The organism is Nocardia aurea (genome assembly GCF_003123685.1).
Classification (GTDB): Bacteria; Actinomycetota; Actinomycetes; order Mycobacteriales; family Mycobacteriaceae; genus Nocardia; species Nocardia aurea.
Genome location: NZ_QCYJ01000012.1, coordinates 1 through 15,356, shown reverse-complemented (window position 1 = coordinate 15,356; position 15,356 = coordinate 1). Strand labels below are relative to the sequence as shown.

General features: G+C 68.9%; 16 protein-coding genes. 9 read left to right on the top strand and 7 right to left on the bottom strand.

Annotated features, from left to right (window positions below):
• The 4 genes from DAT37_RS04065 to DAT37_RS04050 form a co-directional block, all read right to left on the bottom strand.
• The coding region (locus tag DAT37_RS04065; RefSeq protein WP_109523328.1) for a VOC family protein at nt 1-783 on the bottom strand (783 nt) is incomplete at its 3' end.
• Entirely contained in the window at nt 783-1,628 is an 846-nt protein-coding gene (locus DAT37_RS04060) for a fumarylacetoacetate hydrolase family protein (protein WP_109523327.1), read from the bottom strand. The genes DAT37_RS04060 and DAT37_RS04065, both read right to left, overlap by 1 nt.
• An 8-nt stretch (nt 1,629-1,636) precedes the next feature.
• Nucleotides 1,637-2,806 (bottom strand): acyl-CoA dehydrogenase family protein, encoded by a 1,170-nt coding sequence (locus DAT37_RS04055; RefSeq protein ID WP_198654086.1) that lies wholly within the window; start codon nt 2,804-2,806, stop codon nt 1,637-1,639.
• A 2-nt stretch (nt 2,807-2,808) separates the two neighbouring features.
• Nucleotides 2,809-3,333: a flavin reductase family protein gene (locus tag DAT37_RS04050; protein WP_109523325.1), complete on the bottom strand. Its 525-nt coding sequence runs from the start codon at nt 3,331-3,333 to the stop codon at nt 2,809-2,811.
• A 105-nt stretch (nt 3,334-3,438) separates the two neighbouring features.
• On the opposite strand from DAT37_RS04050, the gene DAT37_RS04045 reads away from it, so the two are divergent.
• The 8 genes from DAT37_RS04045 (at nt 3,439) to DAT37_RS04010 (ending at nt 11,386) form a co-directional block, all read left to right on the top strand.
• Nucleotides 3,439-4,155, top strand: coding sequence for a FadR/GntR family transcriptional regulator (locus tag DAT37_RS04045; protein ID WP_109523324.1), 717 nt, complete (start codon nt 3,439-3,441; stop codon nt 4,153-4,155).
• Between the two features lie 192 nt (nt 4,156-4,347).
• Nucleotides 4,348-5,289, top strand: coding sequence for a TAXI family TRAP transporter solute-binding subunit (locus DAT37_RS04040; RefSeq protein WP_109523323.1), 942 nt, complete (start codon nt 4,348-4,350; stop codon nt 5,287-5,289).
• Entirely contained in the window at nt 5,286-5,987 is a 702-nt protein-coding gene (locus DAT37_RS04035; protein WP_109523322.1) for a class II aldolase/adducin family protein, read from the top strand. Before DAT37_RS04040 ends, DAT37_RS04035 begins: the two co-directional genes overlap by 4 nt.
• A 13-nt stretch (nt 5,988-6,000) precedes the next feature.
• On the top strand, nt 6,001-6,699 hold the full coding sequence (locus tag DAT37_RS04030; protein ID WP_198654085.1) for a dienelactone hydrolase family protein: 699 nt from the start codon (nt 6,001-6,003) through the stop codon (nt 6,697-6,699).
• Complete coding sequence (locus tag DAT37_RS04025; protein ID WP_109523321.1) at nt 6,696-7,631, top strand: hypothetical protein; 936 nt, start codon at nt 6,696-6,698, stop codon at nt 7,629-7,631. Before DAT37_RS04030 ends, DAT37_RS04025 begins: the two co-directional genes overlap by 4 nt.
• Before the next feature lie 15 nt (nt 7,632-7,646).
• Complete coding sequence (locus DAT37_RS04020; RefSeq protein ID WP_109523320.1) at nt 7,647-8,723, top strand: zinc-dependent alcohol dehydrogenase; 1,077 nt, start codon at nt 7,647-7,649, stop codon at nt 8,721-8,723.
• Complete coding sequence (locus DAT37_RS04015) at nt 8,720-10,249, top strand: bifunctional 3-(3-hydroxy-phenyl)propionate/3-hydroxycinnamic acid hydroxylase (protein WP_198654084.1); 1,530 nt, start codon at nt 8,720-8,722, stop codon at nt 10,247-10,249. The genes DAT37_RS04020 and DAT37_RS04015 overlap by 4 nt, the downstream gene beginning before the upstream one ends.
• 54 nt (nt 10,250-10,303) lie before the next feature.
• A complete protein-coding gene (locus DAT37_RS04010; RefSeq protein ID WP_109523319.1) occupies nt 10,304-11,386 on the top strand; it encodes a quinone oxidoreductase family protein in 1,083 nt (360 codons plus the stop codon).
• Here DAT37_RS04010 and DAT37_RS04005 read toward each other — a convergent pair whose 3' ends face one another.
• Complete coding sequence (locus tag DAT37_RS04005; RefSeq protein ID WP_109523318.1) at nt 11,387-12,187, bottom strand: IclR family transcriptional regulator; 801 nt, start codon at nt 12,185-12,187, stop codon at nt 11,387-11,389.
• 10 nt (nt 12,188-12,197) lie between these two features.
• Nucleotides 12,198-12,692 carry a VOC family protein gene (locus tag DAT37_RS04000; RefSeq protein WP_109523317.1) on the bottom strand — a complete coding sequence of 165 codons (495 nt, stop codon included), beginning with the start codon at nt 12,690-12,692 and terminating at the stop codon, nt 12,198-12,200.
• A gap of 95 nt (nt 12,693-12,787) precedes the next feature.
• Here DAT37_RS04000 and DAT37_RS03995 point away from each other — a divergent pair, with 95 nt between their 5' ends.
• Entirely contained in the window at nt 12,788-13,612 is an 825-nt protein-coding gene (locus DAT37_RS03995; RefSeq protein ID WP_109523330.1) for a fumarylacetoacetate hydrolase family protein, read from the top strand.
• 127 nt (nt 13,613-13,739) lie between these two features.
• Here DAT37_RS03995 and DAT37_RS03990 read toward each other — a convergent pair.
• A partial coding sequence (locus DAT37_RS03990; protein WP_232839508.1) for a PHP domain-containing protein occupies nt 13,740-15,356 on the bottom strand: 1,617 nt, incomplete at its 5' end.

Sequence of the window (15,356 nt, the reverse complement as noted above, 5' to 3'; positions counted from 1 at the left end):
CTGGTCATCGATGACGCAGTCCATGTCGGAGTAGTCCTCGCTGAAGTTGCCCGCGGGGTCTTTGAGGTACCAGAAGAAGTTGGATCCGGCGTGGTGCCGGCCCAGGCCCCAGACGTGCCGCTCGGGGTGGTCCTCCAGCAAGGCGACGGCGCCCCGGCCGATCTCGTCGACGTCGTCGACCTGCCATGAGGTGTGGTGCAGGAAGGTGACCGGGGCCCGCAGCACCAGGATGTTGTGGTGGTCGGTCGAGCAGCGCAGGAACGCCCCGGCGTCCTTGATGAAGTCGCTGGCCTTGAAGCCGAGTCCGTCCATGAAGAAGGCGCTGGTCACGGCCAGGTCGGTGGTGGCGAGCACGGCGTGGCCGAGTTTGCGGGGCCGGACCGGTCCTTCGCGCAGGACGCCGGGCGCGCGCGTGCCGGTTCTCTCGTAGCGGCCGGGCCCGTTGTACGGGGTGGCCGGCACCGCCTTCTGTTCGATCCGCGGTTCGACCCGGAGTACGGCGCGCATTCCGGTGACCGGCTCGTGGGCGGTGAGGGTGTCGCTGTCGACAGGCACCTTCAGGCGGGAGGCGGCGGCGGCCAGGTCGTCTGGGTGGTCGACGCCGACGACGATCTCGACCAGGCGGCGGGTAGGCGCGTGGACGATGTGCAGCTGCCGACCGCCGTCCCGCGTGGAGAACCAGCCGTCGTGTTCGGGCTTCAGGCCGAAGTCGACGTAGTAGGCGCTGGTCTCGGCGGTGTTGGGGACGCCCATGGTGATCGAGCTGAGGCGATGCAGGGACATCAGTTGGCTCCTTCGACGAAGGTCTGGCGGAGCTCGCCGATGCCCTCCACGTAGGAGACGAGCTCGTCGCCGGGCGCGAGCCAGCGCTGCGGGTCTCGGCCGATGCCGACCCCGGCCGGCGTGCCGGTGAAGATGACGTCGCCGGGCAGCAGCGGCAGGACCCTCGACAGCTTGGCGATCAAGGCGGGTATGGAGAAGATCAGGTCCCGGGTCCGGCCTTTCTGCATCTCCTCACCGTTGATGGAGCAACCGAGCTCGAGGTCGTCCGGGTTGGCGAACTCGTCGGGCGAGACCAGCCACGGCCCCATAGGCGCGAACCCGGGAAAGGATTTGCCCAGGCCGAACTGCGGTGCGGGTCCGGCCAGCTGGGTGATGCGCTCGGACAGGTCCTGTCCCGCGGTGAGTCCGGCCACGTGCTCCCAGGACGGTTCCGCGTGGTGGGCGCGCTTGCCGATGACGGCGACCAGTTCCACTTCCCAGTCGGTGTGCCCGCCGGGCGGCAGGGCCACCTCGGCGACAGGTCCGGTGATGGCGGTGCCGAACTTGGTGAAGACCGGCGGCAGCGTGTCGGGGACGGCGAAGCCGGATTCCGCGGCGTGCTCGCGGTAGTTGAGCCCGATGGCGAACACCTGGCGCGGCGCGGGGACGGGTGCGCCGAGGTCTCGTTCGTCGAAGGCGGCGCCGTCGGGCAGCTCGACCGAGGACGCCCAGGCGGTGAACTCCTGCCAGCGGTCGTAGACGGCCTGCGGGTCTGGCGCGAACAGCCCTGCGCTGGCATCGGCGACGTCGATGGCTTTGCGGTGATGGATCAGGACGAGCCGACCGGACAGGTTGGCGATTCTCACGAAGTCTCCTAGATGAGCGGGGTGATCTGCTCCTCGACGCCGAGCAGTGCCTTGCCGTACACCTCGAAGCCGATCTGGGGGACGGCGACGGCGTGCCGGCCGGCCACGTTGGCGTCGCGCCAGATCCGCTGCAGCGGGTTGACCTCGGCGAAGCTTCCCGCGCCGTGCGCGTCGAGCAGGATCTGGATGGCGGCGAGCACGTTCTGCACGGCGACGCCGGTATCGGCGCGCACGCGCGCCCTGAGCAGGGGCGGCGGATATTCGTCGCGCTCGGCGAAGGAGTCGATGTCGGTTGCGGCGCGCACCGCGTGCAGGTAGGCGGTGTCGATGCGGTTGGCCGCCTCGGCGACCTGCAGCTGGAAGGCGGTCGATTCGGCCTGGGTCTCGAAGAAGGTGTAGGAGATGGGCTTGCGGTCGGCGCGTTCGGTGACGTAGCGCAGCGCGGCCCTGCCTAGCCCGATCTGCGGCGCCGCCAGCACGAGCGCCAGCACCGGCACGAACGCCGCCCGGCAGAGCACCTCGTCGGTGTGCTCAGTGCCGTAGCCGCCTTCGATGGCCGACGGAACCGACAGCACCCGATGCTCGGGCACGAAGACGTTCTCCGCGACCAGGCAGTTGCTGCCGGTGCCGCGCATGCCCGCGACGAACCACACGTCCTCGATCTCGAGATCTTCCTTGGGGATGAGGGCCAGCGCCTGGTCGATCACCTCGCCGCTGTCGTCGGTGAGCGGAACGCCGAGCACGGCCCAGGTGGCGTGCCAGGAGCCCGAGTTGTAGTACCAGCGGCCCGACACCTGCCAGCCGCCCTCGACCTTGCGGGCGCTGGAGGAGGGGTTGAGGACGCCGGACACCTTGACCGCGGGGTCGGCGAAGACCTCCTGCTGGGCCTGGGCGGGAAAGAGCGAGGTCAGCCAGTTGCAGACGTTGATCAGCGTGACGACCCACGCGGTGGATCCGTCGCCCTCGGCCAGCTTCGCCGAGACCTCCAGCATGGTGCGCATGTCGGTGCCGAGTCCGCCGTACCGCTTGGGCACCGAGACCTGGAACAGGCCGGCCGCGGTAAGCGCGTCGATCACCTCGTCGGGGACCCGCCGGTCCTCCTCGGTCTTGGCCGCCTGCTCGCGCAGCAGCGGCAGCAGCGCTTCGGCGCGCGCCACCAGGTCGTCAGTGGTCGTCATCGTCATCTCCTCAAAGCGTCCACGTGATCGGTGATGGCCCGCCGGGGGCGGCGGGCGAAGCTGGAATGGGTTCCGAACGTGCGATGGCCGTAGACCAGCGGCGCGGCGGTGACCGTGCGAGCGTGGGTGACCATGCCGAGCAGCAGCAGGTGGTCGCCGCCCTCGACGGTCTGCGCGAGCCGACACACCAACCAGCTCGGCGCCTCCTCCAGGCACGGCAGACCGTGGTCGACGTGCCACGGCACGCCCGCGAACCGGTCAGCGCCGCGCCGGGCGAAAGCCAGGGCCAGCTCATCCTGGGCTCGGCCGAGCACGTTCACTCCGAAGCGCCCGGCAGCCAGGATCAGGCCGAGCACCGTGGAGGAGCGATCGAGGGCGACCGTCACCATCGGCGGCCGGAGCGACAACGAGGCGAACGCGCTCACGGTGGTCCCGTGCGGCGTCTCGTCCTGGGTGGCGACCGTCACGATCGTCACCGGGGCGCAAACCCCTGCCATCAGGTCGCGGAATTCCTGGTCAGTCACCATATCCGCTCCAATAGTTCATGATGATTATGTGCATATTGCACCAGCGTCTATGGGCCGTCAAGGGGCGTAGACGGTATTGTTCATGCAGAATTGAGAGGAGATCTCGTGGTCAGGGACGATCCGGCGCTGCGGCGCGGGGACTGGGACAAGCCCGCGCTGCGCAGAGCCCAGCAGGCCGCCGAAAGCATCGCCACGCTGGTCGCGGCGAGCAAGCCGGGAGCGCGGCTCGGCACCAGAGAAGAGCTGCGCGTCCGGTGCGGCGTGTCGGTGGGCACCTTCAACGAGACGCTGCGGATACTCCAGGCCCGCGGGCTGGTGACGGTGCGGCCGGGGCCGGGCGGAGGGCTGTTCGCCGCCGAGCAGTCGCCCATGGTCCGTTTGGGCAACTCGGTCCTGGCCCTGGACGCGCAGCAGACCGACGTCGCCGACGCCGTCCGCATACGCGACGCGCTCGACCCGCTGCTGATCGAGGACGCCCTGTGGCACGCCTCTCCCGCCGACATCGCCCGCCTGCGCGAACGGCTCGGCGTGATGGCCGAAGCCGCCGCGGGCGGCGATGCGGTGGCGTTCGTGCACGCGAACTGGGAGCTGCACGCCGCGATCGCCGGGATCAGCCCCAACCAACTGCTGCGCTCCCTCTACATCAGCCTGCTCGAGTTGATCGAATCGCACACGCTGTCCGTGCTGCCCAGCGGCGAGCAGCCTCTGGCGGAGTACATCAAGCAGCGGCACGCGCTGCACGCCGACCTCATCGACGCGCTGGAACGGCGCGACCGCGATGAGGCGATGCGGCTTGTTCACGCACACAACATCACCGCCTAGCCCGCCACGCGGGTGGCTGAGCCGTGGAGGGGGCACGAGCGCCAAGCAGACCATGGGAACGCTCCAGCAAAAGAGTTGAACGGGGTAGAGAGTTTTCGGAGGCGAGGGCTGTCGCCCTTCACTTGTCAGAGAGGTGTCCTGTAATGTGCGAGACACGTCCCCGTTATCAGGACAGTCTCATCTGGAGGCCTCATGAGGCAAGAGCCCCGCATCGATCGCTCCCTGACGCTGCATCTGCAGGGCGACTGGGGCATGCAGAACCTCCACCGGGTCTGCGGTTGGATCTCCCAGGAACTCACCGACAGGAGTGCCTCGGGAACCAGGGTTGCGATCTGGAACGGGCGGGGGTTCACCGACAACGTGCGGGCGGTGGGTGAGGGGCGGGTCGATCTCGCGCTGGCGACGCCGGCCGCCTTCGTGACAGCGGCACTCGACGGCCGCGGACCGTACCGCGGACTGGCTTTTCCTGACCTGCGGGCGATAGCGGTCATCCCGCAGCGGGATCGGCTCGTCGTGGCAGTTCGCAGGTCTGTGGGGGTCACCTCGTTCGAGGAGTTGCGCCAGGCCAAGCCCGCGCTGCGCGTGGCCACGTCGCTGAATGACGGCGTCAACCACGTGGGCCTGGCCGCGCACGAGGTGCTCGGCCGTTCCGGGGTCGACATCGCGGGCTGGGGCGGCCACTTCCTGGAGGACGAGCGGCCGTTCGAGTCCTTCGATCATGTGCTGGCCGGGCGGGCGGACGCGGTCATCCACGAGGCGATCATGCTCCCGCATTGGCAGGAGTTCGGTCGCGACATGCATTTCCTGCCCATCGAGCGGGACGTGCTCGCCGGGCTTGAGCGCGATCTCGGGTGGCCGGACGCCGTCGTGCCGGCCGGCTACTTCCCCGGCGCGCCGGAGTTGCACACCCTCGACTTCAGCGACTTCCTCGTCCTGGCCCGCGCCGACCTCGCCGAGGACGTCGCCCATGCACTTGCCTGGATCCTGGGAGAGACCCGGCATCTGCTGGAACAGCAGTACGCGCACATCCCGTCCGAACGCAGTCCGGTCACCTACCCGCTCGACCCGCACGCCATGGGACGCACGCCCATCCCGCTCCACCCGGGAGCGGCCCGCTACTACGAGTCGCTGTGAAGTCCCTCGTCATCCAGGCCAGCCACGCCCTCGCCGCGGCCGGGCAGGGTGATCTGGTCTGGGGCCACGCCAGCGTGCGCGACCCGGAGGGGCGAGGCATCTGGATCAAGGCGCCCGGCTGGGGGCTGGAGGAAGTGCGCGACGATCGCGTCCAGCTCGTCTCCTTCGACGCTGACGTGCTCGACGGCGAGGGAAGCCCGCACAAGGAGTGCCACATCCATCTGGAGATCATGCGGGCTCGCCCGGATGTCCAGTGCGTGGTCCACACCCACGCCCAGGCGGCGGTGGCCTTCGCGGCTCTGGATGTGCCCCTGCTGCCGATCTCCCACGAGGGCGCGCTGTTCGGCGGCGATGACGTGCCCCGCTTCCGGCTCACGGGCGCTTTGGTGTCGGACCCGTCGCTGGGGGGCGCGCTCGCCGGCGTGCTGGGCACGGCCCCCGCCGCGTTGATGCCCAAGCACGGCCTGGTGGCCGCGGGGCGAAGCGTTCAGGAGGCGGTGATGCACGCCGTGCTCCTGGACAGGGCCTGCCGCACCCAGCTGATGGCCATGTCCGCCGGCCCGATCGCGGTGTACTCCGACACGGACGAGGCCCTCGCCAAGCGGCAGCAATGCTGGCCTGAGAGCCAGCTGAGAGCCGGCGCAGACTACCTTTCACGTATCGCTATACAGGACTACAGTCCTTTTATTCAAGATTAGGGAATGCTTCATCGTGACTGAATGGCTCACTCTGGAGACCTCCGACGGCCCGATGCGGGTCTATGTCGCGCGTCCCCAGACCGCATCCGATCGCGCGGTCATCGTCCTTCAGGAGGCGTTCGGCGTGAACGACCACATCCAGGACGTCGCCCGCCGCTTCGCCGAGCACGGGTTCCTCGCGCTGGCCCCCGACCTGTTCCACCGCAACGGCGTGCGCGAACTGCGCTACGACCAGCACGCCGAGGCCATGCCGCTGATCGGCGCCATCGGAGCGGAGCAGATCATCACCGATGTGCGCGCCGTCCTCGACCACCTCGAGGTCGCGGGCGCCCGTACGGCGATCGTCGGATTCTGCTTCGGCGGACGGGCCGCCTTCACCGCCGCCACCGCCGCCCCCGGCCTGGGCGCGGCCGTCGTCTTCTACGGGCCCGGCATCGCGGCGGGACCGCATGCCGTGCTCGACCGCGCCGGATCGATCACGGCGCCGCTGCTGCTGCACGTGGGCGCGGAGGATCCGACGATCCCAGCCGAGCAGGTCGAGGCCATCCAGGCCGCCTTGAAGACCGCCGGTGTCGAGTTCGCCCAGTACGTCTATCCCGAAGCCGGCCATGCCTTCGCCTGCGATGCCCGGCCGCAGATGTACCGGGAACAGCCCGCGCTGGTGGCCTGGGAGCGCACGTTCGCCTTCCTCGACAAGGAGATCCCGGCATGATCGTCAACGAGGTCATCGACGGCCTGCCGTACACCCCTGAGGTCCGGACCGTTGCCCGGCGCAGGGATCTGCTGCTGTCCGATCCCCCGGCCGGGCCCGTGAAGTTGTGGCAGGACCTGGCCCCGCTGGAGGCTGTGCACTTCCCCCAGGAGTACGTCCACGAAGGATTCGCGCCCCCGCGCGGAGTGTACGAGAGCGACTTCCTGCGGGTGGAGTGGCAGAAGATGGACTTCCGCCAGCCCTTCTACCACCGCAACTGTGACGTCGACGAGATCTCCTACCAGATCGCGGGCGAGCGGACGCTGATGACCGAGCTCGGATCGGTCGAGCAGCGACCCGGCGACTTCTCGCGTATTCCGGTGGGAGTGGCGCACGACAACTACGGGCGGAAGGAAAGCCACGTCCTGTTCTACGTTCCTGCTCCGGTCACCGAGGAGACCGCGTGGGCGGTCAAACGCTCGGAGCCGGTCTTTCCTCCCTTTCCCGGATGGGAACCGCGGACGGTGACCGAACTGGTCACCGAGTGCCTGGGCGGGCCGGAGCACGACGTGTCCGCCTTCCAGACCGACGAGCAGCTGCTGCTCGACCGCACGGGCGAGGAAGCCATCCAGGTCCTGCGCGCCCCGGATCCCGGCACCACCTGGCTCTACCGCTCGGCACACGTGTGGATCGGCAGCACCCGCCTGGCCCCGAGCGACGGCTCGGCCTTCCACCGGCACCGCTCGGCCGACGAGATCCAGTACCAGATCAGCGGGCGGCGGACGCTCATCTCCCAGCGCGGCACGCTCGACCTGGAACCCGGCGACTTCGTCCGTGTTCCGCTCGGCTGCGCTTTCACCAGCGTCTGCGAGGAGCAGAGCACCCACCTGACGCTCCTATCCGGACGTCCGGTGCCCCAGGTTGCGCCGGCTACCAAGACGGCCCGGCGCTGAGAAAGGCAGGAACCCATGACGACGATGCTGGCGGCCCGGGCCAACCCTGACTCCCTGACCGTGACGCTGGAAAAGATCGAGATACCGCAGCCGGGTCCGCACGACGTGCTGATCAAGGTCGCCTCGGCCGGGCTGGCACCCGGCATGATCACGCTGCTGGCCCACGGCGCCTTCAAGCACCTGCCCACCACGCTCGGCCACGAGGCCGCCGGTACGATCGCCGCCGTCGGGGCGGACGTGCCAGGACTGGCCGAAGGCGAACGCGTGCGGGTCCATCCCAACCTGACCTGCCGGTCGTGCGTCTACTGTCGCACCGACCGGGAGCAGATGTGCGCGCAGCAGGCGATGATCGGTCACGCCGGCTTCGGCACCGGGCCGATGCCGCTCTACGAGCGCTACCACGACGGTGGTCTGGCCGAGTACGTTCGCGTGCCGTACTGGCTGGTCGACCGGATTCCGGACCATGTCAGCTTCGACGTCGGGGCCAAGGTGCACGACCTGGCCAACGCGGTCCGGGCGCTCAAGACCGCAGGTCCCCTCTTCGGCGGGACCATCGTCATCACTGCGGCCACCGGCACGATGGGCACCGCCACGATCAAGCTCGCCCACCTGTTCGGCGCGTCGAGACTCATCCTGGTCGGCCGGTCCGCCGAGCGGCTGGAGGCCGTGCGCCGCCTGTCCGCGATCCCCACGGAGACGGTCGCCATCGAGGAAGGCGGCGACCTGACCGCGAGATTGCGGCTGCTCGCGCCCTCTGGGGTGGACGCCGTCGTCGACTACCTGCCGACGGGGCCTGGAATCTGGCAGGCGACCGCGGCCCTGGCCACCGGCGGCACGCTCGTGCACATGGGCGGCAACTACGTTCCGCCGCCCATCCCCATCGGGGTGATCATGGCCAACTGCTGGCGGATCATCGGCACCCGCTCCTGCACCCGCACCGACGCCCTCCAGGTCCTCGACCTGCTCGACGCCGGCACGCTGACGGCCGACGAGCTCATCACCCACCGCTTTCCGCTCGCCGACCTCGGCGAGGCGCTCACGGTCATGCGGGACCGCAGCAAACCCATCTGGATGAGCGTGGTCAACCCGTGACAGATCCGATCCTCGTGGTCGGCGGAGGTCCGGTGGGGCTGACCGTCGCCAACCTGCTCGCCGTCCGCGACGTGCCCGTCCTGCTCGTCGAGCGCAACGCCACCACCAGCGACGAGGCCAAGGCGATCAGTCTGGATGACGAGTCCCTGCGCACCTATCAGAGCGCCGGCATCGAGGACGACGTGCTGGACGTCGTGGTGCCCGGCACCGGCACCCGATTCTACGACCGGCGCGGACGCGCGTTGTTCCACGCGCGCGGCCCGGCTCCGTACCGGCTGGGATTCTCCTTCAAGAACCAGTTCGCCCAGCCGGAGCTCGAACGGGTCCTGCTGCAGGCGCTGAAGGACCGGCCCGGGGTGGAGGTGCGCTTCGCGACCGAACTCGTCGGGCTGCACGAGCAGCCCGACGGGGTGATCGCCCAGTTGCACTCCGGCGAGGTGGCGGTGAGCTGGGTGCTCGGTTGCGACGGCGGGCGCAGCGCGGTGCGCGAGCTGAACGGCATCGGCATGACCGGCACCAGCCACAACGACGTGTGGCTGGTCACGGACACGATCGGCGACGCCCACGACGAGCGGTACGGCATGCACCACGGCGATCCCCGCCGGCCCACCGTGATCGTGCCGGGCCGGGACGGCCGCTGCCGGTACGAGTTCCAGTTGCGGCCCGGGGAGGGCTCGCGCGGCGAAACCCCCGACTTCGCCACCATCCAGCGGCTGCTGGCCCCCTACCGCGACATAGCACCTCAGCAGGTGGAGCGGGCCGTCACCTACACCTTCAACGCCGTGATCGCCGACCGCTGGCGCGAGGGCAGGTGCCTGCTGCTCGGAGACGCGGCACACATGATGCCGCCCTTCGCCGGCCAGGGCCTCAACTCGGGCGTGCGCGACGCCGCCAACGTGGCGTGGAAGCTGGCCGAGGTCTGGCACGGCCGGGCCGGCGAGCAACTGCTGGACACCTACGAGGCCGAACGCAGACCCCACGCCACGGCGATGGTGCGCTTCTCCGAGCGGCTCGGCGACATCGTCATGACCACCAGCACGGCCCGCGCGTTCCTCAGAGATCTCGCGGTCCGCGTGATGCTGCGGACAGGCAGCGGACGACGGTACCTGTCGCAGATGCGCTTCCGCCCCCAGGCCGCCCACACCGCCGGTGTCGTGGCCGCCACCGGGCATCCGCGGACCGGCACGTTGCTGCCCCAGCCACGCGTGCTCGTCCCGCCCAGCCTGCGCCCATGCCTGCTCGACGACGTGCTCGGCCCGGGCATGGCGTTGCTGGGCGTGGACGTCCCGTCCTGGGACAGCACGCTGTCATGGCGGGCCCGCCCGATCGAGGTCGTGCTGGGAGACCGTCTCCCCCGTCCGAGCGCGGGACGGCTCGCGATCGCCGACTGTGACGGCGCCCTCGAATCGGCCGTGGGAGACATGCGCGGCCACTTCGTCCTGGTCAAACCCGACCGCTACATCGCCGCGGTCTTCACCCCTGATCAGGCCACCCAGGTGGCCGCGATGCTGAGCGACTACATGTGAGGAGTCCAGCGTGCAACGTCAGGAATACGGACGGCAGTATATGGAGAACACACGATGAAAGCCGTACGCATCTTCGAGCACGGAGACGTGGACGTGCTGAAGTACGACGACTACGCTCCGCCCGAGGTGGGACCCCGCGACGTCCTGGTGCGGGTCGTCGCCACGTCGCTGTCCTTCTGGGACATCCACTATCGCAAGGGCGGCTGGCTGAACGGCAAGAATCCGCTGCCACCCATGCTGGGCAGGAAGATGTTCCCGCTCCCCATGCAACTGGGCAGGGACGCCGCAGGCGTCGTCGAAGCCGTGGGCGAGGAGGTCATGAGCCTGGCCGTGGGTGACAGAGTGGCCGGCCTGCCGCACCCGGAGAATCCGCACTGCCCCTACGCCATTCGCGGGCTGGGCAACCTGTCCACCGGTGTCGACTTGCCCGGACACACCATGTTCGGCGGTCATGCCCAGTACGTGTCCCGGCCGGACCATCATTGGATAAAACTCCCGGACGCCGTCGACTTCGCCGCGGCCGCCGCGGCGTTGTGGTCGTACGCCACCAGCCACCGCATCGTGAAGGACCGCCTCCGGGTCGCGCTGAACGACGTCGTGCTCATCACTGGCACGTCGGGCGGTATGGGATCGGCGACCATGGCACTGGCCAAGGACATGGGCGCCCAGGTCGTCGGGGTCACCCGGTCACACACCAAGCGGGAGGCGCTCACCAGGATGGGGGCCGACCATGTCGTCGTCCTGCCGCCGGATGCGGCGCAGGCCGCCAAGCAGGTCCGTGAGTTCACCGGCGATTCCGGGGTGGACGCGGCGGTCGACTTCACCGGCAACCCGATCCTGCAACGCCTGTGCATCGACTCCCTCCGGCTGGGCGGAACCTTCGTGCCGGGAACCTCGGACTGGTCGCAGGATCCGCTGCCGGTCTCCGCGCTGGACCTGATCCGGCTGGAGATCGCGGTCAAAGGCGTGCGCGGCTCCCGGCTGGACGATCAGCGCATCGTCGTGGAACTCCTGGCCAAAGGGCTGATCAAACCCGTGATACACGCGACGATGCCGCTTTCCGAGATCGCTCAAGCCCACGCCGCGTTGGAGAGGGGAGACATCGTGGGCCGCATGGTCTTGGATCCCTGGGCGTGATCAGGCCGTGGCGACCTCGAGCCTGGTGACCTGAGTGGTGAGTTCGCGTGCCGCCCGGATCACGGACCGCGCGACGTCGGCCGCCTGAGCGTCGCTGACACGGTGCGACAACGCGGCGATGCTCACGGCGGCGACCAGCGTGTCGTCCTCACCGAACACGGGTGCGGCGACGCCGAGCACGTCGGGGTCCAGTTCGCCCCGCGAGATGGCATATCCCTGCTCCCGGATCTGCGACAGCCGCTCACGCAGCCGCTCGGGGTCGATCACCGTCGCGTCGGTGAACCGGGCGAGCGGCTGGCGCAGGACCTCCTCGACCACCTCGCCGGGGGCCCAGGCGAGCAGGGAGAGCGCAGCCGCGCCGGCGTTGATCGGAAGGACCTGGCCGCGCTCGTACGACAGTCGCAGAGCCTGACCGCCCTCCTCGCGTTCCAGGCAGACCACCGAGGAGCCGGTGCGGCGGGTGAGCAGGACCGGGAAGCCGGTCTCCTGAACCAGCTCCCGCATGATCGGCCGGGCGAGATCCGACAGGCCGATGCCTTTGCGGGCCAGGCGGGCCAGGTCGAGGACGCGGGGGCCGAGCCGGAAGCCCGACCCGCCGTCGTTCTCTTCCAGGAATCCCGTTGAGGTCAGGCTCTGCAGGTAGCGGTAGGCGGTGGAACGTGCCACGTTCAGGTGCTCGGCCACGCGGCTCGCCGACAGGACGGGAGCGTCATCGTCGAACAACAACAAGATGTCCAACGCCCGATCAGCAGTGGAGTTCCGGCTGCGGTATCCCGATGCCTGAGAGTCGATTCCTGACATGCGAAAAATGCTACTGGACAGGCCGATAGGCGGGGCCGCCCTCGGCGAGTAGCCGCTCCGCCTCGGCGTAGATCTCCTCCGGGGACTGGTCGAGGTTGAGCGTCTTGCGGAACGGCTGGCGGACGTCCCGGTCGATACGCAGGTAGACCTCGTTGCGGTTGCCTTCCGGATCGAAGAAGTAGATGCCGAAGGCGTTGCCGTGAGTGACCTCCTGCTGAACCTCCACTCCCTCCCCACGGAACCGGTGGTGGAAGGCGATGATGTCGTCCAAGCTCTCCACCCGCCAGGAGATCTGGTGCTGCTGCTTGGCGCCGGCCTCCGCCGTCCGGCCCGTCTGCAGCACGAACTCGTGATGTTCCTCATCCGGCCGGGAGCTGAAGAAGACGATCCCCAGGTCGTCGTCCTCATCGGTGACCGTCAGACCGAGCATGCGCTCGTAGAAGTCACGCATGAGCGGCAGGTCCCACACCCACAGGCCCGTGTGGCCGAGCTCGGCGATCGCCATCTCTTCTCCATGAGTCTTGTTTTACAGGATGTATATCCTATATTTCGATACAAGGATACGATGGGGTTCTCATTGCAGACAAGGGAGTGCATCTCGTGAGACTCGCCACCATTCGCCATCAGGACTGCACCCGCGCCGCACGGCTGGAGGGAGATGACTACGTCCTTCTCGACCACTCCGACGTGGGCGCCCTGCTGGCCTCGGGCGACGACGGTCAGGGCGGAAGCGTCCGCGTCCCGGCCGCCGGGGCGTCGACGGCACCGCTGGTCCCCCACCCCAACAAGATCATCTGCTTGGGGCTGAACTACCAGTCGCACATCATCGAGATGGGGCGCAACGTGCCCGCCTATCCCACTCTCTTCGCCAAATACGACGCCGCCCTGATCGGCGCACGCGACCCGATCATGCTGCCCATGGTCAGTGACCGTGTCGACTGGGAGGCCGAACTCGGCTTCGTGGTGGGCCGTCCGGCGCGGCACGTACCCAAAGACAAGGCGCTGGACTATGTCGCCGGCTACACCGTCATCAACGACGTGACCGTTCGCGACTACCAGCGACGCACCCGAGAGTTCCTGTCCGGCAAGACCTTCGAGGCCACCACACCTGTGGGCCCCGTCCTGGTGACTCCTGACGAACTCGGCGGCGGCGAGCCGGACCTGGAGATCCGCTGTGAGGTCGACGGCGAGGTGATGCAGCGCTCCCGCACCTCGGACCTGCTGTTCGGGATCGCCGACATCCTGTCCTACGTCAGTGAAATCATCACGCTCAAGCCAGGCGACCTGATCGCCACTGGCACGCCCGGCGGAGTCGGTGACGGCCGAGACCCGAAGGTCTACCTCAAGCCGGGCCAGACTCTGGTGACGACCATCGAAGGCATCGGCGAACTCCGCAACCTCTGCGTCCCGGAGACGCAGAGCTAACAGGCCAAGTGCCGCTTGCATGCTCCGTTCGAATGGCGCGGTGCGGGCGCGAGCGGGGCCCAGCACCCGCCATCCGGCTCCCGATACGCGAGACGGGTGCTGGAACCTCCCAGGGACCGCGGACCGGTTACGACACCTTCACGAAGATCGGGTTGGCATAGAACCAGAGGTCGTTCCAGGGGTTCTCGTTGCGGCCCGTGTCAGCGGCCGGTTCGAGGCCGCCGGCTGCGCTGCGCTTGCCGTCGGTGCCGCGCAGCCGGAAGTAGAACGGTTCGCGGACGTCACGGAACTTGTAATGGAAATGGGCGACCCGGCTGCCGCCCTTCGGCGTGAACGACTCGACGATGCTCACGTCCGGGGCGGTGAAGGTGTCGGGGTCGGCGGCAGGACCTGTGATCGCGCCTCGGATCAGGTCCAGGCGGGCCAGCTTGGGCACGTCGTCGTTGGCGTTGGGGCGCCCGGCAAGGCGGATGGAGATGGTGACGGTGACGTCGTCGCCGCGTCGCACCGACAACCGGCCGCCCAGGGTGGCCGGGGCGTTCCCGGGCGCGTGCGCGTCGACGTACAGGTCGTTGATGAGGCCGCCCATCGACACCCAGACACGGCCGGACTTGATGGCCTCCATGACCGCGCCGTAGCTGCGTGAGGTCGCTCCGACGACGGTCCGGCTGAACTGGCCCGGCCAGAAGTCGGCGTGCCGCAGCGGGACGCCGCCGTCGATCGGGTCCGGGTACTTGCCGTGCAGGTCGTACCAGTCGCCGGGCCGCTCGGGCTCGATGATCGTGTCGTTGTTGTAGAAGTGGCCGTCGGAGTTGGTGGTGATCCACCAGCCCTTGCCCTCGGCGAGCATCGAGTCCCACATGCCGCCCAGGATTCCGGTCATCGAATCGAAGCCGCCGTAGGTCGGGTAGTGCTCCGGCCGCCAGCCGGGCCAGGAGGCCGGGTCCGGGGTGTTGTTGAAGTCACCGCGGGCCCGGGGCTCGTTCTGGGCGCCGGGCGCGCCCTCCATGCCCACCGCGATGTGCGGGGCCGCGTCGCGGTAGGCCCGGATTTCGCGCGGGGAGTACCGGCCGCGCCGCATCACGTGGTTGATCAGGAACAGCGCGGAGTTCGCCGAACCCGTGCGCAGGGCGGTTTCGAGCCAGCCGAGCGCCTCCAGAGCCTTCGCCTCGTTCTCCGGGGTGCCCGCGCCGGTGCCGTTGATCCTCGAGTCGAAGAGCCGCTCGAACGAGCGCAACAGCTGGACCTCGTCGCGAGCGCCGTCGAAGAACACCGTGGCGTGCTCACCGCCGGGGACGTTCCACTCCAGGCCCTGCCACAGCAGCAGTTTCGGATGCCTGGCGCGGGACGTGACGATGTCGGCGTAGGTGGACTCGACCGCGAACTTCTCGTGCGCGGCGTGCCCGTGGTCGGTGATGACGAGCCAGTCCACACGGCCGTGCTTGATCGCTCCGGCTGCCTGCTGCTCGATGGTGTACATGCCGTCATTGCTGTACTGCGTGTGGACGTGGTGATCACCGGCGAGCCACGCGTAGTTGCGAGAGCCGCGGGTGGCGGCGGACGCGGCGGCGGCCAGCCCGCCCAGTGCGGTCGCGCCGACGGCGGCGGCGCCGAGCAGGCCGCTGTTCAACAGAAAGCGGCGTCGGCTCACGTCGCTGGGGGACAGTTCGCGCTCCGGCACGGACAGGTCCGCGAACGCGGCCGTCCCTTCCGGTGACTCGTGGGAGTGGGCGTGATCATGGGG